Below are 24,090 nucleotides of genomic sequence, written 5' to 3'. Positions count from 1 at the left end.
CAGATAGTTTTGTACGGGACTATCTTTTATCCAACGGCATGACGCAGGGCACGCTTGCGCGGCGGCTTCTCGCACGGCATCGGCGTGCCCAGGCGGCCTTCCAGCAGTCGCGTCAAGCCCTTGACCAGGCCGTCCCGCTCATCGGCCGGCAGCGAACCGAGGACGCTCTCGTAGACGTCGGCCACGACCTGATCGGCCTTCTCGCAGATCTCCCGGCCGAGGTCGGTCACGACGACGACGCGCGCACGACGATCCGTGGGCGACGGCTTGCGTTCGGCGTACCCGGCCAGTTCCAGGGCGTCCAGCGTCACGACCATGGTCGTCTTGTCGATGCTGACGTTCTCGGCGATCTCGGACTGGGTGCTCTCCGCGTCCAGCGCGCTCGACAGAACGCAGCGGGCCCGCGGAGTCAGTCCGATCTCCGCGAGCCTCGCCGTCAGCTCTGTCTCGAGCGCGTGCCCGGTCAGATGCAACAGCATCATCAGGTCAGTACACCCCGTCGTGCCCATGAGCACTACGGTACCAAATAATCTAGACGCAAAACTATCTGCGCTCGGAACTACCGCTCCAGCACCACGACCGAACGTGCGGCGCCCACCCTCTTCTCGCTGGTCAACGGCTTCCAGTCGCCAGGCGGCAGCGCAACGGCCTGGTCCGTCGGGTACGGGTTGATCACCACGACCAGGCCGCGCCGGCCAGGATCAACATCCGGCCCGACCGTGTCGTCGACGTGCATGACGATCACACCGGACTGCGCGGCCGGGAACGACACCTTCTGCTGCACCAGGTCGGCGGAACCCAGCGAGAACAGCGGCGACGACTTGCGGATCCGCAGCAGTTCCAAGGTCGCGTCCAGCGAGGCCTTCATGTCCGCGGACGACGGTTTAACCATGCCCAGCAACGGCTTCGCGTACGGCCACTTCGACTCGTTGTCGGCCTTGGGCGGCAACCCACGACCGAAACCGTTGTCGCGCAACGACGGGTCGTAGGAGTTGAACCAGTCGCCTGAGTCGAAGCTGTTGCGGTCCAACGACTTCGAGCGCAGGAACTCGGTACCCGCGTGCACGAACGGCCGCCCCTGCCCGAGCAACACCGGAGCCAGTGCCACCGTCTGCATCTTCACGCGATCGGCCATGGACGTCTCGGGCTTCAGCTTGTACGCCAACGCGTCGAACAACGTCTCGTTGTCGTGCGCGTCGACGTACGTGATGGCCTCCAACGGCTGCCCGGTGTACCCAGCAGACGTCCCGTTGTACTTCACGTCCCGACCCGCGACCACTGGTCCGGCCGTCGACTGGAAGCGGTACGAGGCCATGTTCCCGGCCATGCCCAGCTTCACCAGGTCGCTGTAGTTCTCCAGCCGCGCGGCCACATCTCCGTTGGCGGGCGAGGAGTTCACGTCACCGGCCAGTCCGGAGCCAAGCCCCTGCACGCGCGGGTCGTCGTCGAACGGCCCGCCACCACGAACGGCATCGCGCAACCTGTCGCTGAACGTCCCTACGCCGGTGCCGGCCATGTTCGCCTGCGTGGCCTGCTCGAACCGGGCGTTGCCGCCGACCTCGCCGAAGTCCCAGCCCTCGCCGTAGACGCCGATCTTGCGCCCGTCCACGCCGTCGCGCTCGACGGTCAGCGCGTCCAGAGCCGCCCGCACCGCCAGGATGTTCGCCTTCGGGTGGTGACCCATCAGGTCGAACCGGAACCCGTCGACCTTGTAGTTGCGCGCCCACCGCACGACGGAGTCGACTACGAGTTTGCCCATCATGGCGTTCTCGGTCGCGGTGTTCGCGCAGCACGTCGAGTTCGCGACCGAACCGTCGAGGTTGAGCCGCTGGTAGTAGCCCGGCACGACCTTGTCCAGCACCGAGGTCGGTGCGTCGCCGGACGCCGCCGTGTGGTTGTAGACCACGTCCACCACCACGCGGTTGCCGTTGTCGTGCAACGACTTCACCATCTCGCGGTACTGCTTCGACCGCGCCACGCCGTTCTGCGCGTCGGCCGTCGCGTACGAACCCTCCGGCACGTCGTAGTGGAACGGGTCGTAGCCCCAGTTGAAGCCGTCCTTCGCCGCGACCGCGCCGACACAGGCCTGCTGCTGGTCCGAGTCCGCGGGCAGCGAGCGCAGGTCACAAGCCGGAGTGGCCTGGTCGGAGCGCTTCTCGGGGATCGTCGCGATGTCGAACGTCGGCAGCAGATGCACGGTGTCCATGCCCGCGGCGGCCAACGTCTTGAGGTGCTTCATGCCCGTCGAACCCTGGTGCGTGAACGCCTTGTACGTGCCGCGCTCGGCAGCCGGGACGGACTGGTCGTTGATCGAGAAGTCCCGCACGTGCAGCTCGGTGATCGCGCCGCCAATGCCCTTCGCGACGTCGCGAGACCAGCCCTGAGGCATCGAACGGACGTCCTTGAGGTCGGCGAACTGCGAGTGCGTCGAGTTCACCGACAGCGCCACCGAGTACGGGTCGGTGACCACAACTGTGCGCTGCCAGTTGGTGACCTCGAACTGGTAGTACTTGTTCTTCCAGTCGCCCGAACCGGACCACGAGCCCGAGGCGTCGTCGCGCTTGAGCTGCACGACCTTCTTCGGTTCGCCCGTGGGTTCGTCGAACAGCCGCAGCTTCACGTTCGTCGCGGTCGGCGCCCACAACCGGATCGACGCGCGATCGTGGTCGAACGTCGGCCCGAACGTCAGTTTCGTCGCCGCGGCGGCGAAACGGTCGTCCAGCACACCCGCGATCTGCACTCCGGTTCGGTGCCTGATCGCACCGCCCGCGTCGACGTGCACGGCGGAGAGCTTGTCCCGCAACGCCTCGTCGACGAACCCGCGCACCGCGAACACCGGCTTGCCCTTGAGGTGCGGGAACTGCGCCGGCACCTCTTCAGTGGTCGGCGTCAACCGCAGCACACGGGAGCCGTATTCGATCCGGTAGCCGTCGGACTGGATGGCCGGCACGTCCCAGACGACCTTGTCGCGCGAGATCCAGATCGCCTTGGCCTTGGTCAGGTCGTCATCGGCGGCGGGACCGGCGTTGGGCGGCAGCAGGTAGGTCTCGTTGCCCTGCAACTGCCACACCTCGTTCCCCTTCTGGCCCAGGTCGAGGAACTGGTCGGGCCCGGGATCCTTGGTGTCACCGCGGTGGATGATGTAGCTCAGCCCGGCGGCACCGGCGGCGAGCGGCACCGACCAGTAGACGCCGTATGCGTCCCGTCCGTCCGGCACGCGCGACTGGTTCCAGCCCGGCGACGGCTCAGCGGAACCCGTCCAGTGGTACATCGCCCAGTCGGTGTAGTCGCCGTCCGCGCGGTTGTAGTGGATCACCGCCCGGTTCTCCGCGGCGGCCTTCGAAGCGTGCACCTTGCCGCCCGCGACCCACGAGTGGCCACTCGTGAACCTGCCGGACGCCTCGACGGTCGTCCCGCGCACCACCGAGAAATCAGTGGTGGGCGGCAACTCGGCTATCCCGTTGGAGAACGGCACGTCAGCCCGTCCGGCAACGCGCACCACAGCTCCGGTGGCGTCACCGACGTAGTGCACGACCGCCTTGCCGGTGGCGGCCTGTTCTGAGGCGTACACGGGCGTCTGGCCCTGTTTCAGCCACACTTCAGGCGTCACGCTCGGATCGACGAACCGGTCGACCGACGTGTCCTTCTCGTCGCCCTTGTGCGCGATGATCCCGACGGACTTGGCACCCGGCTTCAGCTTGATCCACGCGAACCGCCCGTAGGCGTCCTCCCCCGCGAACGGCAGCGGCGCGTTCCAGTCGACCGGCGTCTCGATGTCGCCCCAGGCGTGCAAACCCCAGCCGTCGTAGTTGTCCCGCTGGTAGTGCACGACCAGCCAGTCCGGGTTCTTCGTGCCGGGGTCGGGAATCGGCGGCGCGGCCACGAGCGTCACGAACGCACCGTCCGCACCGATCTCGCCGGACTTCGCCACTACCCGCAGCTCGACGCGCTTCCCCGCGGCAGCACCCGGAAGTGCCGACAGGTCAGCGAAAACGCGGTAAGGAGCAGCGTCATCAGTGCCGAGCACGGTCCAGTCGGAGGTCCCTTCAACGCGTGCCGCGAACGTGGCTGCCGCGTTGGGCGCGCCGATGCCGTCCGCACGGAGCTCAACGCGCTTGTCCAGCACGGTTCCGGCAGCCGGAGCGACCAGCACCGGTGCCGGCTTCGCGGCCGCGACGTTGCCGGTTCCCTTGAGCACCAACGACGACAGCGCCGGCACGGTCACCGTGACGCGACCGTTCACCACCTGCGCGTTCTCAAAAGCCGAAGAAGACACCGGCACGGTCACGGTCGCGGGCGAGGTTCCGGCGTTGGCCACGACGAGGCTCTCCCGGCCGAGAATCCGGCTGAACGCGAACACGTCCCCGTCGGCGTACCGGAGCACCTGGTTGCCGTCCCGCCACACCGGATCCTGGTCGACCTGCGCCGCCAGCGCCTTGAGCTGCTGGTACAGCGGATGGGAGGTGTTGTAGTTGTCGACCGCGCCGGTGCGGTCGGAGCCGATCAGCTTCTCCGCAATGTACTCGGGCGTCTTGGAGGCGAACATGTCCTGGCGCGCCAGCTTGTCGCCACCCGTACCCGCGAAGCCCTGCTCGTCGCCGTAGTAGACGACCGGGTTGCCGCGCCACAGGTACATCAGGGTGTTGCCGAGCTTGAGCCGCCGCAACAACTCGTCGTCGGAGATGCCCGGCCGGTCGTTGCGGATCATCCACGCGACGCGGCCCATGTCGTGGTTGCCCAGGAACGTCGGCAACGACGAAGCGTTGGAGTCGGCGTCGGTGTAGCGGTCGTCGTCGAGCAGCACCTCGCCCAGCCGCTGCGAACCCTTGCCGGACAGGAAGCTCAGCGCGCTGCTCTGGAACGGGAAGTCAAGCGTGGCCTGCATGCGCCCGGTCGTCGTGTACTTGGACGTGTTCTCCGGCGAGGAGTCGAAGACCTCGCCGAACACGAAGAAGTCCTTCTTGCCCTTGCGGTTCGCGTACTGCTTCACGTGCGGCGCCAGCGCCTGCCAGAACTCGATGTTGACGTGCTTGACCGTGTCGACCCGGTAGCCGTCGATGTCGAGCGTGTCGATCCAGCTGGTGAAGATGTCCTTCATGCCGTTGACCACGCGCGGGTGCTCGGTCATCAGGTCGTCGAGGCCGGAGAAGTCACCCTGCTCGCTCGACTCGCCGGAGAACGTCGAGTCGCCGCGGTTGTGGTAGAGCGTGGAGTCGTTGAGCCACAACGGGAACTTCGTCGGGCCGTCCTTGACCGGTGTGTACGGGAAGGACTTCTTCGCGTCGAGCTTCGGGAAGTCCTTGCTGCCCGCGTAGTCCGCGAGGTTGAACGGCTTCCCGTCGGCGTCCAGGTACGGCTGCGCACCCGTGCTGACATAGGCGTTCTTGCCTTCGGCGTACTTGATCACGTCGGCGGTGTGGTTCGCGACGATGTCGAAGAACACCTTGATGCCACGCCGGTGCGCGTCCCGGATCAGGTCGCGCATCTCCTGCGTGGTGCCGAAGTGCGGGTCCAGCTTGGTGAAGTCGACCGTCCAGTACCCGTGGTAACCGGCGGAATCGCCCTGCACCCAGCGGTTGAGGAACATCGGCGTCATCCAGATCGCCGTGATGCCCATGCCGTCGAGGTAGTCGAGCTTCCCGCGCAGGCCCTTGAGGTCGCCGCCGTGGTAAAAGCCCTTGTCAGCGGGGTTGAACCCGTTCTCGGCCGCGTTCGAACGCCCGCGGTCGTTGGTGGGATCCCCGTTCGCGAACCGGTCGGGCATCACGAAGTAGAAGCGCTCACCCCGCAGGTCGTCGCGCTTCGGTGGCAACGCGAGTTTCGCGTCCCCCTCGCGCACACCGGGCGCTATGTCCACCACCTCCCCCACGGCCAGCCGTTGCTTTGGTGCGGCAACGGCGTGGACCGGTGTCAGGGGAAGCAGAACCAGTGCAGCGAGCGCGGCGACGACCCGACGCATCGCGACCTCCTTGTCGCAACTTCTTGCAGGGTTGCTGCACGAAACCACGGCAAACAGCCGGAAACAATACGTCGGGTCTTGCAAATATTTGCGATCAGCCTGCCGGACGCTTGTAAGTGATCGCGATGCGCAGCGGGTGCGAGCGCCACTCGTTGACCGCCATGCCGGCGATCACGCCGATGCCCTCGACGGATTCCGGAGTCGCCGGCGCACTGCGGCTCGGCGACCCCGCCAGCGGCCCTCCGACCGGCGGTGGCGAGAACTGGGCGACGACCGTCTGCTGCCCCTCGTGCGGCTGCACCGCCAGCAGGACGTGCGGGTTCGCCTGCTCGCCCTGGCTCTCGATCGGTTCGAGGGAGAGGTACTCACCGCGTTCCGCCGCCTCGCCGCACATCCGGCCCGCCCACCTGAACGCGTCCATGACGTCGTCGTCGGAGAGCTCGGCGTCGGCTTCCGGCAGCGAGACCTGCACCAGGTGCGTGCCGTGCGCCGTCATGTTGCCGTTGGTGGTGTAGCGGTCGGGGATCATCGCCTCGCCGGTCTCGAGGTCGATCATGAGCATGTCGCGGAACCGGGTGTCGGCGAGCGGCGAGCGGCCCATCAGACCGCGTCCGAGCATCTCCTTGAGCTTCGGGTCGGTCATCCGCCAGTACGTGGTCAGCTCACCGATCTGCAGGCCGATGAAGTCCTTGACCGGCAGGCTCGGCAACGCCGTCATGAGGCTCTGACCGGGCGAGACCGGTGGTTGCGGCGGCGCCTGGACCTGGAACGGCGGGAGAGCCGCGAACTGCGGGTCGACCCGTGCCGTGCGCACGACGTGGTGAGCCCACGCGCGCACACGGGACAACGGGTGGTCCGGGAACCTCGCGTCGTAGCGGGGATCGTCGCCGGCGTGGAACGGCAGCACGCCCTGCAGCTCAGGCGCGTACGGGTGCGGCCTGATCCAGTTCTGGAACCCGATCTCCGCCGCCAGCACGCCCTCGCGCATGCCCGTCGTGCCGCGCTCGATCGCGCCGTACTGCAGCACGGCACTGCAGTTCGCCTTCGGGATCGTGAAGGAGCAGACGAAGATCTGCCCGCTCGCCTGGTTCCGCAACGGCATCTTGATGATCCGCAGCAACGCGGGCACGCCGGCGAGCTGGACCAGCTGCGCCTCGACCAGGCAGCCGCTCTCCCCGTGCAGCAGGGCGAGGTCGTGCCTGAGCTTCTGCAGGTCGTCCAGCCCGGCCGGCAGGTCCGGGACCAGGTTGTAGTAGGCCAGTTCTGCCTGGTCACCGTTGGGGTGCTGCCAGGAGTTCTGGTCGAGCTGGCGGAATCCGGTGGTGTCGAACGAGATGGGCACGCACCGACCCTATTGCGATCCCTACGCGGCCTTCAGCGTTTTGGACCAGAGCGATGCGCCGGTCGCGTCACGCAGCCACACCGTGAGCTCGTGGTGGTTCGCCTCGACCTCGCCGAAGTGCTGGAACCCGTCCAGCGGCGAGGTGTTCGGAGCGGGCGGGGCGTGCACGAACACGGCTTCCGGGCCGAACGTCGGGTCGAGCGTGTTCGGGCCGAACGCACCCGCGTGCGCCGGGCCGGACACGAACTCCCAGAACGGGTCGAAGTCGCCCACGGCCGCGCGGTCCGGCGAGTAGTGGTGCGCGGCGGTGTAGTGGACGTCCGCGGTGAGCCACACGGTGTTCCTGACGCGGCGCTTCTTGAGCTCGCGCAGGACCCACGCGATCTCGTGCTCACGGCCGTTGGGGGCACCCGGCAGGCCGTTGGCGACGCCCTCGATGTCAGTGCCGTCCGGGACGGTGAGGCCGATCGGCAGGTCCGCCGCGATGATCTTCCAGGTGGCGGTGCTGCGGGACAGTTCGTCGACGAGCCACTTCGCCTGCTTCTCGCCGAGGATCACGCCGGGCTGGTCCTTCGGCGAGGTGTTCTTGTCCTTGTAGGTGCGCATGTCGAGCACGAAGATCTCGACGTTGCGGCCGTAGGAGAACTTCCGGTGGACGCGGCCGTCCACAGCGCGGTGCCGGTCGATCGGCATCCACTCGTGGAACGCCTGGAAAGCGCGCTGTGCCAACACGTCCACGCGCTTCTCGGTGTACTGCGGGAGGTCGAGGATCTCGCCGGGGTACCAGTTGTTGAGAACCTCGTGGTCGTCCCACTGTGCGTAGATCGGGACCTGCGCGGCGAAGCGCTTGAGGTTGTCGTCGAGCAGGTTGTAGGCGAACTGGCCGCGGTACTCGTCGAGCGTTTCGGCAACTTTGGACTTCTCCGGCGTGACGACGTTGCGCCAGATCCGGCCGTCCGGGAGCGTCACCGACTCTTTCATCGGGCCGTCGGAGTAGACGCTGTCGCCGCTGTGGATGAAGAAGTCGGGTTTGCGGTCGGCCATCGCCTTGAAGATCGGCATACCGCCGATGTCCGGGTTGATGCCCCAGCCCTGCCCGGCGACGTCACCGGACCACACGAAGCGGACTTGGTCGCGGCCGAGCGGGGCGGTGCTGAAGCTGCCGGTCACGGGCTCACTGCAGGTGCGGCCGTGCAGGTCCTCGGCCGTGACGCGGTAGTAGGCGGGACGGCCGGGCAGCAGCTGGCCGACCCGGACCTGCCCGGTGCCGCCCGTCTCCGGCGTGAGCAGCGGGCCGCGGACGTGGCGGGAGAGGCGGAACTTCGGGTCGTTGGACACCTCGACGAGCATCCGGGACGGCCGGTCCGCGCGGGTCCACACGATGCCGCCGTCCCAGGTGACGTCGCCGGACTGCACGCCGTGGGTGAGAACGGGACGGTCGGTCTTGGCGAGGCTGATGCCCGAGGGCACCAGCGCCGCGGCCGTGCCGATTGCGCCTGCCTTGAACAACGTGCGACGGTCGAAGGTCATGCGCGGTTTCTAGTCTGCGGTTCTGACCTGCGGCCGAACCCGAGATGAACTTCAGCAGCGCTTGTCCGTGGCGCCCCACACGTAGTCGGTGACGCCGGAGCCGGTGCGGATGGTGGCGACGGCCTTCGTGCACTTGTCGAGCGTGGCCGCGCCCGCGCCCCACAGCTCCTGCTTGCCGGTGGCCTCGCCGCCGCCGTGCGGGATCTCCTCGCCGCCGCTGAACTCCGCGATCCAGTTGCTGACGTGGACGTTGCGGTGAGTGCTGTAGTACGAGTCCCACACCCACAGGTAGGGGTAGTTCTTGCCGCAGCCGGCGAACTGCTTCACAGAACCGATCTGCTTGCCCTGGTAGGTGATGGCGCCGGTGGTGCCGATCTGCTTGGCAGAGGCACAGCCGGGGACGGACTCGGCGTTGGCGGTGCCAACTCCGACGGACAGCAGCGTCGCGGCCAGTGCGGCGGCGAGGGCAAGTGGCTTTCTCACAGCCGCGACGCTGGTGCAGTCCGGTTATTCAGCGGTAAATCAGGTCAACCGCTTGAGCCAGTCGGTGATGATCTGGCGGGAGGCGGGGGTGGCGTGCACCCACGTCTGGTGGTTCTGGTCGGTGTACTTGACCACGAGCCAGCGGCCGTCCTCGAAGTCGATCGTGGTGAGGAAGGTCTTGGCGCGCTGCCGGCCCTCGCCGTTGCGCTTCGCCGCGTACAGCTTCGCCGTGCCCTTGCGGGGCTGGGCGAGCAGCTGGCGCAGCGAGATCGACGGCGACGCCTTGCCGTGCTGGTGCACGTTGATCTCGGACTCGTGCACGTTGATCGACGCGCCGCGACCCGCCGGGACGTCCGGCAGCTGCATCGCGAGGACCTCCGGCGCGTTCTCCGGCCGGATCGGGTGCAGCTGCACGAACCCGTTGTCGTGCACGGCGAGAACGCCGTGCTGCGAGTTCGCCGCGACCACCACGGGCTTGGTCTCGCTCGGCGTGACCGCGATCCACGCCGAGTAGTCGTGGTCCGCCTTGGCGATCAGGTGCAGCGTGCCCCGCACGTCCGGGTGGTCCAGCCCGACCCTGCGCAGCTCCCCGATGACGTCGCGCTCGATGAGCGCGCGCTCCTCCTCGGTCTCACCGGGCGAGTCGACGGAGAGCGCCGGGTGGTACTCCCCGAGCCGCTCCTGCTTCCACAGCACGTCGAACGCGAGGTCGGACAGCTGAATGGACGAACGCAGCACGCTCACCCCCCGATCGTCGGCGGCGCGACCATCGGCATGTCACCGATGATCTCGTTGGTGTTCTCCTCGGTGACCAGGTAGTCGGCCGACTTGTGCTCCAGGTCGTCCTCCCCCTGTCCCTTCTGACCGTGGCCGCCCATGCCGCCCGCACCGGCGGCGCCACCCCGGCCCGCCGCACCGACGCCACCGCGACCGGCCGCGTTCGGGCCACCTTCCGCGCCCATGCCGCCGAACACACCGGACTTGCCGCCGGGCTGCTGCTGTCCGGCCGTGCCACTGCTGCCCGAGCCGACGCCACCGAGGCCGCCACCGCCGAGCCTGCCGGAGCCGCTGCCGCCACCGAACTTGCCGCCCGCGCCGCTGCCACCGGGCCCACCGGGGCCTCGGCCCGCGCCGCCGCCGGGACCACGTCCGCCACCGGTGCCGCCGGGACCGTTCAACCCACCGGGACCGACGGGCACGCCGATCGGCGGGATACCCGTGTTCGGCGGCCGGTCGATCACGCCGCCGACGGGAGGCTTGCCACCACCGGGGAACTCGGTCCTCAGGGGGCTGTTGACGTCTCCGCCGACCGCCTGGGACGTGGTGGTGTCGTTGCCGCCGGTGACGCTGCCCGGCGGCGTCCACGTGGTGCCGGTCGTGCCCTGCGGGTTGCCGGTCGAGCTCGGGAACGTGGGCGTGCCGTGCGGCATGCTGGAGTTGTTGACGTTGTTGCCGGTCTTGTCCCGGCCGTCGTCGCCACCGGTGTTGATGACCTCGACGTTCAGCGTGTCCGCCGTGACGCCGGGGAACTGCTTGGGCAGCTCACCGCGGTTGGTGTTGCTCGCGCTCTGGAACTCCTTGTAGACGTTCCGGTTGTGCGATTCCTCTGAGTTGTAGCTGTTGACCGCGTCCTCGGTGTCCGTGTCCCACGGGGTCGCGTCATCCCAGAAGCCCGTTTCCGGCTTGCTCTCCGGCATGTTCTTGAGCTGACCCTTGTTCAGGTTGAACTGGTACACCTGATTGGACAGCGAGTGGTCAGCCTGCCGCAGTGCGTCCTGCATCTGGATCATGGCTTGGTTGATCGGGTTCGCGGCCGCCTGAGCCGCGTCGGCACTGGCACCGCTCCACGCCTCACCCAGGGTCTCGCCGACCTTCTTGAGCCTGGCCTCGACCCCGGCGTAGGTGCGCTCGAGCTCCGATGCCTTGTCCGCGGCGTGCTGCGCCGGCCCGGTGCCCGGTCCCCCGTGCATCTGGGCGTAGATCTGATGTCCCGTGAACGCCTCCGCACGGGAGGTGTCCTCGGAGAAACAACTGGGCGCGGGCCGTGTCATTTCGCACCTGCCTTGATCGTGGTGATTGCCAGGTTCGCGAACTCGACGACCCCAGCACACGGGTCCGCGAAGTACTTGCTCTTCTCGTCGCTGAGGATGGTGAACAGCATCGTCCTGTCGTCGGACGTGCCGACGGTGAGCTCGCAGTTGCCTTCCTTGCGCTGGTCGACGACCAGGGAGACGATCGCCGGATAGCCCTGGATCGCCGGCCGCTCCTCGAACACGGCGAACGTGTCCTTCTTGGCGTACTGGGAGTCGAGGCTCGTCCCCACCGGGAGGATCGACGCACTGAGGGACATCTCGGCCGGGGTGAACGTGCCGGACCACTGGCAAGAGGCACCCACGCTGCCGGTGTTCACCGACCCGGTCACGCCGGGCAGGCCATAGGAAGTCAGCTGTGCCGCGGTCACCGCGTTGCACGGAGCAGCCTCGACAGCCGACAGGTTGAGCGGGCTGGAGACCTTGGGCGCTCCGCCACCGTTGCTGGCGCTGGTCGGCTGGGTCGCGTTCGTCGGCGTACCGGTGGTGCCACCACCGGTGCTGCAGCCCGCCAGAAGTGCGAGAGCGGCGGTCCCTGCGACGATCGTTCGGATGCGCAACAGCTCAGTCCTTCGGCTTGAGGTTTGCCTGGTTGCCGTGCTCGGTCTGCTCGTACTGGGTGAGCGTGGCCTTCAGGTTGTCGATCCGGGTCTTCAACGTCTTGCGCAGCTGCTCGTTCGACGTCTGGTGCGCCGCACCGGCCGTGACGGCCCAGTTGTTGTAGACCTTGCTGGGCATGTCGAGCCCGGCGGCCTGGACGCGGACCAGCTCCTGGCCGGCAACGTGGGCCTTCTCAAGGTCGAGGGCGATGGCCTCGTACTCCTTGATGGCAGCGCGCAGTGTCTCGAGATCGACCTTCGTCCCGCTCATACCCCAGTACCCTCCCCATGCAGATTCGTGCGCTATGCAGCATAGCTCCGGGTCAGGGGCCTTGTCCGGGGTTCAAGGCACGAACGGGTGAACAGGACGATGTGTCACCATCGCATTGCGACATGTGAGGGTACGAAGTGCGGCATGCTTCGTTCATTGGCTCTTTTCGTCAGCGCCGCATTGCTGCTCGCTTCGTGTTCCTCGGTGGAGCCGAAGGCGGTTCCCGCCAAGCTCACCCCGCCTGCCCCTGCGGTCGGGCCGCAGGAGAACTGCGAGAACGTGCTCACGGGTGATCCGGAGTCGTGCGTCGCGTGGACCGCGCCCGAACCGCACGGCTTCGCCCAGGTGCTGCCCATCAACGGCGACGAAGCGGGCACCGGTAAGGAGGCGCAGTGGGGGCCTTATTACTGGTGTGCCGCGATCACGGATGACGTCGCCGAGAAAGTGCTGGGCACGAAAGACGTCATCCGGGTGATCTCCGGCAAGTTTTATTGCCAAATTGCGGTCAACAGGAAGACCGGCCTGAACAACACCCTGAGTATTCATCTGGCGCCCTACGAGCCCGGGAATGCCTCGTACGACTGGTTCACCGAGCCGAACCCGCTCGGCACCGTGACCCAGGTGAAGGGGCGCAACGCGGTGCGCACCGAGATGCCCAGGTTCGCCACCTCCGACCAGGCCGCGTACACGATCGAAATCCCCGGCCACGGATCGGTGTGGAGCGTCGACCTGAACCGGAGCAGCGACGCCAAGACGCCGTTCAAGGCCGACTACGACGACGCTGACCGGAAGGTGCTGGTGGCCGCTGACGCGTTGATGGCCTACGACCGGACCTGATCAGGTGGACTGCTGCTGTTGCTGCGCGGGGAGGCGGCCCTCGGCCATGCGCTTGAGCAGGTCCTTGCGCAGCCACAGCAGGTAGGCCCACACCAGGCCGAAGATCACGCCGATCACGCCCAGCGCGGGCAGCAGGAACCAGGTCGCGATGAGCAGCACGTGCAGGGCCACGACGGCGGCGATGGCCCACGGGCGGCGGACGAACGCACACATCGCGATGAACACCGCGATGAAGCCGAACGCCGTCCAGCCGACGAGGGTGCCGACGCCGCCGTGCAGCTTGGCGATCACCGGCAGGGCCAGGGCGACGACGATGACCTCGAGGATCAGGGTTCCGGCCATGATGCCCCGGAACGCCTTCATCGGGTCTTTCTTCAGAGGGGCCGGGGAGGTCATGCCGGCTCCTTTCCGAACAGCGCGCGGGCCTCGCCCGCGGTGACGACCGAGCCGGTGACGATCACGCCGCCGCCGGACAGCTCGTCCTCGGTGAGGTGGATGGCTTCCTCGATGGCGTCGTCCAGGCGCGGGCGGACCTCGAAGCGGTCCTCGCCGAAGATCGGGACGGCGATGCCGGCGAGCACGTCCGGGTCCATGGCGCGCGGCGAGGAGTTGGTGGTGATCACCAGCTCCTGCACAACAGGCTCCAACGCCGACAAGATGCCCTCGGCGTCCTTGTCGGACATGACCGCGACGACCGCGACGAGCTTGCGGAAGCCGAACTCGGACTCCAGCGCGCGAGCCAGGGCCGCGGCGCCGTGCGGGTTGTGCGCGGCGTCCACGAAGACGTTGGGCGAGGAGCGGACGCGTTCCAGACGGCCCGGCGTGACGACCGACGCGAAGCCTTCGCGCACCGCCTCGATGTCGATCTGGCGTTCGGGGCCGGCACCGAAGAAGGCCTCCACCGACGCCAGCGCCAGAGCCGCGTTGGCCGCCTGGTGCTCGCCGTGCAGCGGCAGGAAGATGTCCTCGTAGACGCCGCCGAGGCCCTGCAGCGTGATCATCTGGCCGCCGACGGCCACCGCGCGCGAGATGACGCCGAACTCGCTGCCGAAACGGGCGATCATGGCGTCCACCTCGGCCACGCGCTCGAGGATGACCTTCATCGCCTCGGGCGTCTGCTCGCCGACGATCGCGACGGAGTCCGGCTTGATGATGCCGGCCTTCTCGCGAGCGATGTCCTCGACGCGCGTGCCGAGGTACTCGGTGTGGTCCAGGCCGATCGGGGTCAGCACCGCGATCTTCGCGTCCATGATGGACGTCGCGTCCCACGTGCCGCCCAGGCCGACCTCGACGACCGCGACGTCGACCGGCGCGTCCGCGAAGGCCGCGTAGGCCATCGCGGTGAGCACCTCGAACTTGCTCAGCCTGATCTCGGACCGCGCGTCGGCCATCGCGACGTACGGCTCGATGTCGCGGTAGACCTCGACGTAGCGATCAGGGGTGATCGGCTGGTTGTCGAGGCTGATTCGCTCGGTCGCGAGCTGCAGGTGCGGGCTCGTGTAGCGGCCGGTCCGCAGACCGATGCGCGTGAACAGCGCATCGGCCATGCGGGACGTCGACGTCTTGCCGTTGGTGCCCGTCAGCTGAACCACGGGGTAGTTCGTCTGCGGGTCGCCGAGCACGTGCGCCAGCGCCTTGATCCGGTCCAGCGACGGCTCGAGCTTGGTCTCGGGCCACCGCTGGTTGAGCTCGTTCTCGACGTCGAGGAACTCGTCGAGGTTGTTTTCCACGGTACTTACGCCTCCGGCAGCGCGGCCAGGCGCTCGTTGATGCGGATGATGTCGGACTCGGCAGCGGCCTTGCGCTCCTCGATCTTGGCCTTGACCTCGGCGGGCGCCTTGGCGAGGAACGCCTCGTTGCCCAGCTTCTTCGTCGTGCCGTCGAGCTCCTTCTTCGCCGCCGCCAGGTCCTTCTCGAGACGCTTGCGCTCGGCCGCGACGTCGATGGTGCCGGACAGGTCCAGCTCGACCTTCACCGCGCCCTTGGGCAGGCCGACCTCCAGCGTCGCGGAGACGGTGAACTCGTCGCCCGGCTCGGTCAGGCGCGTGATCGAACGCACCGACGGGACCTGGTCGACCAACCCGACGCAGCATGCGCCGCGGACCTTGCCCACGACCTTCTGGCCCGGCTTGACGCCCTGCTCGGAACGGAACCGGCGGATCTCGGTGACCAGCTTCTTCAGACCCTCGATCTGGGCGAGGGCATCGAGATCGCGCTCACCACCGGAAGCCTGGGGCCACGACGCGATGACGAGCGACTCCTCGCCGGTCAGCGTGGTCCACAGCGTCTCCGTGATGAACGGGATCGCCGGGTGCAGCAGGCGCAGCAGGACGTCGAGCACGTGGCCCAGGACGGACTGCGTGGCCTCGACGCGACCTTCCGAGATCTGGACCTTCGCGATCTCCAGGTACCAGTCGCAGAACTCGTCCCACGTGAAGCTGTACAGCGCCTCGCAGGCACGGGAGAACTGGAACGCCTCGAAGTTCGTGTCCACAGTGGACACGAGTTCGTCCAGCGTGTCCAGGATCCAGCGGTCCGCGGCGGTCAGCTCGTCACGCGAGGGCAGCGGACGCGCCACCGTCGCGCCGTTGGACAGCGCGAAACGCGTGGCGTTCCACAGCTTCGTGGTGAAGTTGCGCGAACCGGCGGCCCACTCCTCCGCGACCGCGAGGTCCGAACCGGGGTTCGCCCCGCGCAGCAACGTGAAGCGCGTCGCGTCCGCGCCGTAGCGGTCCATCCACTCCAGCGGGTCGATGCCGTTGCCCTTGGACTTCGACATCTTCTTGCCGTACTGGTCGCGAACGAGACCGTGCAGGAACACGTGGTCGAACGGCTGGGTCTCGCCCATCGCGTACAGCCCGAACATCATCATCCGGACGACCCAGAAGAACAGGATGTCGTAGCCGGTCGACAGAACCGTGGTCGGGTAGAACTTCTTCAGGTCCTCGGTCTCGTCCGGCCAGCCCAGCGTCGAGAACGGCCACAGACCGCTGGAGAACCAGGTGTCGAGGACGTCCTCGTCCTGACGCCAGCCCTCACCGGTGGGCGCCTCGTCGTCCGGTCCGACGCAGACGACCTCGCCGTTCGGCCCGTACCAGACCGGAATCCGGTGCCCCCACCACAGCTGGCGCGAGATGCACCAGTCGTGCAGGTTGTCGGTCCAGTCGAAGTAGCGCTTGTTCAGCTCGGCCGGGTGGATCTTGGTGCGGCCGTCGCGCACCGCGGCCGAAGCAGCCGCGGCGATGCCCTCGACCTTGACCCACCACTGCAGCGACAGCCGCGGCTCGACGACCGTGTCGCAACGGGAGCAGTGCCCGACGGCGTGGACGTACGGCCGCTTCTCCGCGACGATCCGGCCCTCGGCGCGCAGCGCCGCGACGACCGCCGGACGTGCCTCGAACCGGTCCAGCCCCTCGAACGGGCCGTGCGCGGTGATCGTGGCGCGCTCGTCCATGATCGTGAGGTTCGGCAGGCCGTGCCGCTGCCCGATCTCGAAGTCGTTCGGGTCGTGCGCGGGCGTGACCTTGACGGCACCCGTGCCGAACTTCGGGTCGACGTGCTCGTCCGCGACGATCGGGATCCGGCGCCCGGTGAGCGGCAGCTCGACCTCGGTGCCGATCAGGTGCTGGTAGCGCTCGTCGTCCGGGTGGACGGCGACCGCGGTGTCACCGAGCATCGTCTCGGCGCGCGTGGTCGCGACGACGATCGAGCTCTCCCCGTCGCCGTAACGGATCGAGACGAGCTCGCCGTCGTCGTCGCTGTGGTCGACCTCGATGTCCGACAACGCGGTCTGGCAGCGCGGGCACCAGTTGATGATCCGCTCGGCCTGGTAGATCAGGCCGTCGTCGAACATCTTCTTGAAGATCGTCTGGACGGCCCGCGACAGGCCCTCGTCCATGGTGAACCGGGTGCGCGTCCAGTCGACGCCGTCACCGAGGCGGCGCATCTGGCCGAGGATCCGGCCGCCGACCTCCTCGCGCCACTCCCAGACGCGCTCGACGAACTTCTCGCGCCCGAGGTCGTGCCGCGACAGGCCCTCACCGGCCAGGGACCGCTCGACGGCGTTCTGCGTCGCGATGCCCGCGTGGTCGGTGCCGGGCAGCCACAGGACCTCGTAGCCCTGCATGCGGCGGCGCCTGGTCAGCGCGTCCATGACCGAGTGGTTGAGGGCGTGGCCCATGTGCAGGCTGCCGTTGACGTTCGGCGGCGGCAGCACGATCGTGAACGGCGGCTTGTCGCTGCTCGGATCCGCCGTGAAGTAGCCCCGGTCGACCCACCGCTGGTACAGCTCCGCCTCTACCTCCGCCGGAGTCCACGCGGCGGGGAGGTCAGGACGCTGGGGTGCGGTGTCGAGTTCAGTCACAGCTGTCAAGTCTACGGAGCCGGAGGTATCGACTTGAAACGAGATACCTGCTAACGGCCGGAACTCGTCGTAGCATCCCCCGTCCACGGCACCACCTGGGGGAACAACGCGGACAACCCACGAGCCCCCACGTGCGTGGTGTTCGTGAACTGAGCCGCTTTGGGGGAAGAAAGTGCCGTACGACATCGAGGACCACCCGGACTTCAAGGACGCCGGCTGGCTGCGCGCCGCGGACAGACGCGCGAAGCGGGAGATCCGCAGGCAGCGGCGGCAGGCGCGGGCGCACCGGCACGGCCGCACGGCCGTCGTCCTCACCATCGCGGTGGTCGCCGTCGGCGCCGCGGGGTTCGGCCTCTACCAGGCCGGGAAGTCCAGCCAGGCGGCGCCGCCGGAGGTGAAGCCGCCCACGACCGCCGCGCCGATCCAGGGCGTCGACGTGGACCACCCGTTCGCCGGCACGCCCGCCGAGCCGTGGGCCGACGGCGAGAAGGGCATCGTCGTGCCCGACCAGAACCCCGAGTACGCGGCCGGGTACGAGGCAGCGCGCAAGGCTCTGGTCGCCGGGCACCTCGATCCCAGGGTGATCGTCGACCACGACGTGGAGCCGTTCGTGTCGATGCTGGCGCCCTCGTTGCGGGACGCCTGGCGGGCCAACCCGAACAACGGCTCGGCGGTGACCCGCCTGAAGAAGGGCAACAAGCTGTTGCCGAACGGGATCAAGGTCGACGGCCGCATGTGGCCGGGCCGCGACCAGTACGGCCGCCCCCTCGTGCACACGAGCTACCGGTTCGCGTACGCCTTCGACCCCGGCTACCAGAAGACGATCTTCGACCAGTACGAGATCGTCGCGCTGGTCCGCTCCGACACCGACTACCAGCTCGCCGAGGACGGCGTCTGGACCGTCGCGAGCAACGGCTTTCACTACTCGATGGCGTGCGAGGCGTCGAAGGCGGGCTTCCTCGCGCCTTTGTTCACCGAGAAGCGGCAGCAGCCGACCACCGAGGAGGCGAGGCGCAAGCCGGAGGAGTGGTTCGCGGCGGACACCCCGATCCCCACCACCTTTGGCTGCAAGTGATCACCCTTTCAGAGGTGCCGGACAAGAGTGACGGCGATCACAATTGCCGTCACGGACCGTCCAACCCCTTGGGGCCCGTGACGACGACGCCGCCGCGTTCTTCGGGGGCGCTGGCGGCGCCGACGTCGATCAGCGAACAATGAAGCCATGAGCAGCAAGCCCCCGCAGCACGACGTCGACGAGTCCGCGCTCGAAGTCAGCACCCCCAAGACATGGGCGGCGGGCATTCCCGGCGTGCTCGTGTCGCTCGACCGCGCGGTCGAGCAGATGGGTGTCAGCCGGACCGTCAAGACGTTGCGCCTGCTCAACCAGCGTGAAGGTTTCGACTGTCCCGGTTGCGCGTGGCCGGAGCCGCAGGGCCACCGCAAGATGGCCGAGTTCTGCGAGAACGGCGCCAAGGCCGTCGCCGAGGAAGCCACCAAGCGACGCATCACGACGGCGTTCTTCGCCGAGCACTCCATCGAGAGCCTCCGGACGAGGACCGACTACTGGCTCGGCCAGCAGGGTCGCCTCACCGAACCGATGGTGCTCAGGCCCGGCGCCACGCACTACACGCCGATCGGCTGGGACGCCGCGTTCACCCTGATCGCGGACGAGCTGAACGCGCTTTCCTCACCCGATGAGGCGATCTTCTACACGTCCGGCCGCACCAGCAACGAGGCCGCGTTCCTCTACCAGCTGCTGGTCCGCTCGTTCGGCACCAACAACCTGCCGGACTGCTCGAACATGTGCCACGAGTCGTCGGGCGCCGCGCTCAACGAGACGATCGGCATCGGCAAGGGCTCGGTGTCGATCAAGGACTTCGAGCTCGCCGACCTGATCGTGGTCGTCGGCCAGAACCCCGGCACGAACCACCCGCGCATGCTCAGCGCGCTGGAGGACGCGAAGAAGAACGGCGCGAAGATCATCGCCGTGAACCCGTTGCCAGAGGCCGGGCTGATGCGGTTCAAGAACCCGCAGAACGTCGCGGGCGTCGTCGGCCGCGGCACCGCGCTGTGCGACGAGTTCGTGCAGATCAAGGTCGGCGGCGACCAGGCGCTGTTCCAGGCGATCGGTCACCTGATCCTGCAGTGGGACAAGGCAGACAAGACCTTCGTCGCCGCCAAGACGCACGGCTTCGAGGCCTACGCCGAGCACGTCAGGGAGCTCGACTGGGACAGCGTGCTCGCCGCGACCGGCCTCACCCGCGAGCAGATCACCCGCGTCGCCGGCATGTTCGTCGACTCGAAAGCCACGATCGCCTGCTGGGCCATGGGCCTGACGCAGCACAAGCACAGCGTGCCGACGATCCGCGAGGTCGCGAACGTGATGTTCCTGCGCGGCATGATCGGCAAGCCCGGCGCCGGTCTGTGCCCCGTGCGCGGCCACTCGAACGTGCAGGGCGACCGCACGATGGGCATCTACGAGAAGATGCCGGAGAAGTTCCTGCTGGCGCTGGAGAACGAGTTCAGCATTTCCGTGCCGCGCAAGCACGGCTTCGACACCGTGGACGCCATCAACGCCATGCGCCACGGCCGCGGCAAGGTGTTCATCGCGATGGGCGGCAACTTCGTCAGCGCCACCCCGGACACCCCGGTGACCGAGAAGGCGCTGGAGCAGTGCTCGTTGACCGTGCACGTCTCCACGAAGCTCAACCGCTCGCACGTCGTCCACGGCAAGACCGCGCTGATCCTGCCCGCGTTGGGGCGCACCGAAAGCGACGTGCAGCACTCGGGTGAGCAGTTCGTGACGGTCGAGGACTCGATGTCGGTCGTGCACCGCTCGCGCGGCCGGTTGAAGCCCGCGTCGGACCAGCTGCTGTCCGAGGTGTCGATCGTCTGCCGGCTGGCCCGCAAGACTTTGGGCGCATCGCATCCCGTTGCGTGGGAAGAGTTCGAGAAGGACTACGACATCATCCGCGAGCACATCTCGCGCGTGGTGCCGGGCTGCACCGACTACAACACGCGCGTCCGTCAGCCCGACGGATTCGTGCTGCCCCACCCGCCGCGTGACTCGCAGGAGTTCGCGACGGCGACCGGCAAGGCGAACTTCACCGCGTCCCCGATCACGGTGATCGAGGTGCCGGACGGCCGGCTGATCATGCAGACCCTGCGCAGCCACGACCAGTACAACACCACGATCTACGGCCTGGACGACCGCTATCGCGGCGTGAAGGACGGCCGGCGCGTGGTGTTCGTGAACCCTGACGACATCAAGGCTTTGGGGTTCAAGGACGGGCAGATGGTGAACATCGTGTCGGAGTGGAAGGACGACCCGACGGGCGTCGTGGAACGCCGCGCCGAGTCGTTCCGGATCGTCTCCTACTCGACCGCGCGAGGATGCGTGGCCACGTACTTCCCCGAGGCGAACCCGTTGATCCCGCTGGACTCCAAGGCGGACACCTCGGGCACGCCGACCTCCAAGTCCGTGATCGTCCGGCTCGAGGCTATTTGACGATCACGCTGTAGTTGCTGGCTCCACCGTTGGGTCCCAGTTGCACCTCACCCGCCGGGAAACCCTTGGCGTACAGGCGGAAGGTCTTCGGGGACCCTTCGTTGTTGACCAGCTGCAGGCCGCTGTCCACCCACAGCGCGTCCATCCACGGGCGCTTGCCGAGCCGGGTGTCGACCGCGACGTAGACCACCGCGTCGCGGTTGATCGTGAAGCGCGCCAGCGGGTTCTGCGTCGCCGACTTCGAGTCGTTGGCGGTGCGGACCCACTGCGAGCCCGCGACTTCAGCCGGCACCGTGCTGAAGGTGAAGTCGCGGTCGCCGTACTGCGCGACGCCGGTGCGCAGGCCGGTCTGCAAGGACCAGTCCCCCGCGTTCCCGGTGTCAGCGACGGACAACGCGCTCAGCACCAGCTCGTCCGGCGCGTCACCGATCGTCAGCCTGGCGACCGCCGACTTCGTGATCGGCCCCGCCTTGCCCGTCACGGTGATGTCGGACGTGCCCCGCGGAGTCTCCGGCAGCGTCGCGACGGTCATCGTGGCGGTGTCACCGGGGTTGACCGTCGACGGGTTGAACTGGACCACCGCGCCCGGCGGGATGTTCTCCGCGTCCAATGCGATCGGACCGGGTGAGCCCGTTCCGGTCGTGCGGATCGCGTAGGACGCGGTCTCACCGGGCTGGATCGTCCGCGCGGCCGGGTCGACTGCCAGGCTGAAGTCGTTGCTCACACCGCACTTCTCGGTCGAACCGGTGTTCTGGATCCGGGGCGATCCGCTGTTGCGCACGCAGAACCCGTTGGTGTTGCGGAACAGGAAGTCCGTCGGGCTGTTCGTGCCGCGTTCGAAGCTGAACGTGTCGAACGTGATGTCGGTCGAGTTGTCGGTGATCACGGCGGGCCGGCCGTCGTTGTTGGTGAACGACACTCCGCTGCCGTTCAGGAACTTGATGCGGTCGGCGTAGCGGATGTACCAGCCGTACGCCGGCCGCGTGCCGATGCTGTTCGGGTTGTAGTTGGTGCGGTCGTTGCTCGGCGGGTTGGTCGACATGGTGCCGCTGCCGCCCGGCACGTTGATCTTCACGTTGCTGAAGGTCACGTCGGTGACGTGGCCGTCCTGGTCACCGTGGATCGTGGGGCTGAACCCGCCGGAGGCGCCGTTGAGCGTGATGTTGTCGTAAGTGATGTTCTTGACCGTGCCGACGCCGGGGTTGTTCCCGCACCGTTTTCGCGCCCCGACCTTGATCATGATCGGCGACTTCACGTTGCTGACGGTGATGTCCTTGTAGTGCACATCGGAGATGACGGCGCCGTCCATCGACACCAGCCCGAGCCCGGACTTGTTGGAGCCCTTGATGTCGATGCGCTGGAAGTCGTAACCGGTGAAGTCACCGCACGTCTCCGAGCCGAACATCAGGGCGTTGCAGCAGCCCGCGCTGAGCTTCGAGTCGTAGACCTTCACGTTGCCGTTCGGCAGCTTCTGCCCGAGCGCGTAGTCGCTCTTGAACACCAGCGCGTCGTCGTTGCCCGCGAAGGTGCCGTTGGTGATCGTGACGTTGGTGGTGCTGATGATGTTCCAGCCGTCGCGGTCACTCGCGGTGTCGACGTTCAGCCGGTCGGACACGACGTTCTTGCAGCCGTTGATCAGCATCGCGAAGTGCCCGCCGCGCCGCAGCTTGATGCCGCTCACGGTGAGGTTCTCGCAACGGGTCAACGAGATGATCTTGTCGGCCTGGCCGCTGCCGGGGTTGCCGGTGATCAGCGCGCCACCACCGTCGATGGTGCCGGCGCCGACGAAGCCGATGTTGGTCAGCCGGTCGCCCCAGATCATGGCGTTGTGGAAGTGGCTGTGCCCGTAGTCCTGGTACTTGTCGTTGGGGTTCGGCTCGGGTTTGTCGTAGCCGCTGCCGCTCGCGCCCATGATCGTGGCGCCCGCGTCGAGCTGGAGCGTCACGTTGCTCTTCATGTGGATCGAGTTGGGCGAGCGGTAGGTGCCGGACGGGAACCTCACCGTGCCGCCACCCGCGCCGTTCGCCGCCGTGATCGCCTTGTCGATGGCCGCCGTGTCGTTGGCGCTGCCGTTGCCGACCGCGCCGTAGTCCTTGACGTTGAACTCCGCCGCGTGAGCGGGTTCAGCGAGCACTGCCACACCTAACAGTGCGGCACTCACCGCCATGCCGAGTCTCCGGAACACCGATGTTCTCCCCTCGGATCGGGTTGAAACGTGGTGAAAACCTTTACAGCGGCGGCGAGAGCACACGCTACGCCGGTCGAACGCGGCCGAACAGCCTCCAGCGGCGGCGCCCTGACGCGAGCACTCCTCCACCTGACTTGCGAGCGGGTTCCTCAGGTGCGCGAACGAGCCGCCGAGCCTCAGCGTCGGACTCCAGTTCGGCCTGCCTCATCTTCGCGATAGCAAACGCTTGGTCGTGCGACAACATGGCGAATCCCCTCAGTTTCAGTCGATCAGTCCTGCGAAACGGTCGTGCTCACGAAGAAGCGCACCGCTCGGGCGCCTTCGGGTCGCAACTCCGGGTTCTCGACGCGCGCGTCGAAGCGGTCGACCAGCGCCCGCATCTCCTGCTGGACCTCGCGCAGCTCCTCGCGCGTCATGAACGTCGTGGCGCTGCTGATGCCGTAGTGGTCGCGCCACTCGTCCGACAGGTGCTCGTGCTGGCGCATGGCGTCGCGGATGCGCTCGAACTCCTGCTCCAGGTAGGCCATCTCGGCGGCCTCCGCGGCCAGCGCACCCTCTTCGTCGAGCCCTTCGGCCGAGATCATCTGGTGACGCTTGACGATCCGCCACGGTTTCTGCCTGCCGGGGCCTTCCACCTCGGCCACGAAGCCGTACTTGGCCAGCATGTTCAGGTGGTATGAGCAGCTGGCGACGCTCTCGCCGAGCTTCGCCGAGCATTGGGTGGCGGTGCTCGGTCCCTGCTCGGTGAGCAGGTTGATCAACTTCCACCGGAACGGGTGCGAGAGCGCCCGGAGCACCTTGGGGTCAGTGATGGGAGCGTCCGTCATGCGACCACCGTACGCGTATCAATAAACCTTTAGCAAGGTTCCTTGATATATAAATCCTGATATAAAACCGCCCATGATCGGCCAAGCTGTGCG

17 protein-coding genes are annotated in these 24,090 nt (G+C 67.5%); 3 read left to right on the top strand and 14 right to left on the bottom strand.

The annotated features are described in order from the left end of the window. Positions 1-26: 26 nt before the first annotated feature. The 9 genes from ABZX92_RS09830 to ABZX92_RS09790 form a co-directional block, all read right to left on the bottom strand. Positions 27-509 carry a MarR family transcriptional regulator gene (locus tag ABZX92_RS09830; protein WP_355555906.1) on the bottom strand — a complete coding sequence of 161 codons (483 nt, stop codon included), beginning with the start codon at positions 507-509 and terminating at the stop codon, positions 27-29. Positions 510-559: 50 nt separating this feature from the next. Beyond that, positions 560-5,959 carry a pullulanase-type alpha-1,6-glucosidase gene (gene pulA, locus ABZX92_RS09825; RefSeq protein ID WP_355555904.1) on the bottom strand — a complete coding sequence of 1,800 codons (5,400 nt, stop codon included), beginning with the start codon at positions 5,957-5,959 and terminating at the stop codon, positions 560-562. A gap of 94 nt (positions 5,960-6,053) precedes the next feature. After that, on the bottom strand, positions 6,054-7,301 hold the full coding sequence (locus ABZX92_RS09820) for a hypothetical protein (RefSeq protein ID WP_355555902.1): 1,248 nt from the start codon (positions 7,299-7,301) through the stop codon (positions 6,054-6,056). A gap of 21 nt (positions 7,302-7,322) precedes the next feature. Beyond that, positions 7,323-8,831 (bottom strand): alkaline phosphatase D family protein, encoded by a 1,509-nt coding sequence (locus ABZX92_RS09815; protein WP_355555900.1) that lies wholly within the window; start codon positions 8,829-8,831, stop codon positions 7,323-7,325. Between the two features lie 51 nt (positions 8,832-8,882). Next, on the bottom strand, positions 8,883-9,314 hold the full coding sequence (locus ABZX92_RS09810; protein WP_355555898.1) for a hypothetical protein: 432 nt from the start codon (positions 9,312-9,314) through the stop codon (positions 8,883-8,885). A 39-nt stretch (positions 9,315-9,353) separates the two neighbouring features. Then, on the bottom strand, positions 9,354-10,058 hold the full coding sequence (locus ABZX92_RS09805) for an ESX secretion-associated protein EspG (protein ID WP_045316832.1): 705 nt from the start codon (positions 10,056-10,058) through the stop codon (positions 9,354-9,356). Continuing rightward, positions 10,055-11,365: a PPE domain-containing protein gene (locus ABZX92_RS09800; protein ID WP_355555896.1), complete on the bottom strand. Its 1,311-nt coding sequence runs from the start codon at positions 11,363-11,365 to the stop codon at positions 10,055-10,057. The genes ABZX92_RS09805 and ABZX92_RS09800 overlap by 4 nt, the downstream gene beginning before the upstream one ends. After that, complete coding sequence (locus ABZX92_RS09795; RefSeq protein ID WP_355555894.1) at positions 11,362-11,964, bottom strand: DUF3558 domain-containing protein; 603 nt, start codon at positions 11,962-11,964, stop codon at positions 11,362-11,364. The genes ABZX92_RS09800 and ABZX92_RS09795 overlap by 4 nt, the downstream gene beginning before the upstream one ends. A gap of 4 nt (positions 11,965-11,968) precedes the next feature. After that, positions 11,969-12,274 carry a PE domain-containing protein gene (locus ABZX92_RS09790; RefSeq protein ID WP_355555892.1) on the bottom strand — a complete coding sequence of 102 codons (306 nt, stop codon included), beginning with the start codon at positions 12,272-12,274 and terminating at the stop codon, positions 11,969-11,971. 144 nt (positions 12,275-12,418) lie between these two features. Between ABZX92_RS09790 and ABZX92_RS09785 the strand changes: the two genes are divergently transcribed. Continuing rightward, on the top strand, positions 12,419-13,111 hold the full coding sequence (locus ABZX92_RS09785) for a hypothetical protein (protein ID WP_355555890.1): 693 nt from the start codon (positions 12,419-12,421) through the stop codon (positions 13,109-13,111). On the opposite strand, the gene ABZX92_RS09780 is transcribed toward ABZX92_RS09785, so the two are convergent. Genes ABZX92_RS09780 through ABZX92_RS09770 form a run of 3 tightly spaced genes read right to left on the bottom strand, consistent with a single transcriptional unit; the run spans position 13,112 to position 17,474 of the window. Next, the gene (locus ABZX92_RS09780) at positions 13,112-13,507 is read right to left on the bottom strand and encodes a DUF4233 domain-containing protein (protein ID WP_355555888.1); all 396 of its coding nucleotides are present in this window, start codon (positions 13,505-13,507) and stop codon (positions 13,112-13,114) included. Next, positions 13,504-14,841 (bottom strand): folylpolyglutamate synthase/dihydrofolate synthase family protein, encoded by a 1,338-nt coding sequence (locus ABZX92_RS09775; protein WP_355555887.1) that lies wholly within the window; start codon positions 14,839-14,841, stop codon positions 13,504-13,506. The genes ABZX92_RS09780 and ABZX92_RS09775 overlap by 4 nt, the downstream gene beginning before the upstream one ends. A 5-nt stretch (positions 14,842-14,846) precedes the next feature. Beyond that, positions 14,847-17,474: a valine--tRNA ligase gene (locus ABZX92_RS09770; protein WP_355555885.1), complete on the bottom strand. Its 2,628-nt coding sequence runs from the start codon at positions 17,472-17,474 to the stop codon at positions 14,847-14,849. 172 nt (positions 17,475-17,646) lie between these two features. Here ABZX92_RS09770 and ABZX92_RS09765 point away from each other — a divergent pair, with 172 nt between their 5' ends. Continuing rightward, entirely contained in the window at positions 17,647-18,549 is a 903-nt protein-coding gene (locus ABZX92_RS09765) for a hypothetical protein (protein ID WP_355555883.1), read from the top strand. Positions 18,550-18,696: 147 nt separating this feature from the next. Further along, positions 18,697-20,982 carry an FdhF/YdeP family oxidoreductase gene (locus ABZX92_RS09760; RefSeq protein WP_355555881.1) on the top strand — a complete coding sequence of 762 codons (2,286 nt, stop codon included), beginning with the start codon at positions 18,697-18,699 and terminating at the stop codon, positions 20,980-20,982. Here the strand turns inward: ABZX92_RS09760 and ABZX92_RS09755 are convergent. Together ABZX92_RS09755 and ABZX92_RS09750 are read right to left on the bottom strand one after the other, a co-directional pair. Next, the gene (locus tag ABZX92_RS09755) at positions 20,975-23,167 is read right to left on the bottom strand and encodes a glycosyl hydrolase family 28 protein (protein ID WP_355555879.1); all 2,193 of its coding nucleotides are present in this window, start codon (positions 23,165-23,167) and stop codon (positions 20,975-20,977) included. The genes ABZX92_RS09760 and ABZX92_RS09755 overlap by 8 nt on opposite strands. A 272-nt stretch (positions 23,168-23,439) precedes the next feature. Continuing rightward, positions 23,440-23,997 (bottom strand): helix-turn-helix domain-containing protein, encoded by a 558-nt coding sequence (locus ABZX92_RS09750; protein ID WP_355555877.1) that lies wholly within the window; start codon positions 23,995-23,997, stop codon positions 23,440-23,442. Between the last annotated feature and the right edge of the window lie 93 nt (positions 23,998-24,090).

It is taken from the genome of Lentzea sp. NPDC006480 (genome assembly GCF_040611995.1).
In the GTDB taxonomy this organism is placed as follows: Bacteria; Actinomycetota; Actinomycetes; order Mycobacteriales; family Pseudonocardiaceae; genus Lentzea.
The sequence above is the reverse complement of the archived record's forward strand: the minus strand, read 5'-3'. Positions and strand labels throughout refer to the sequence as shown.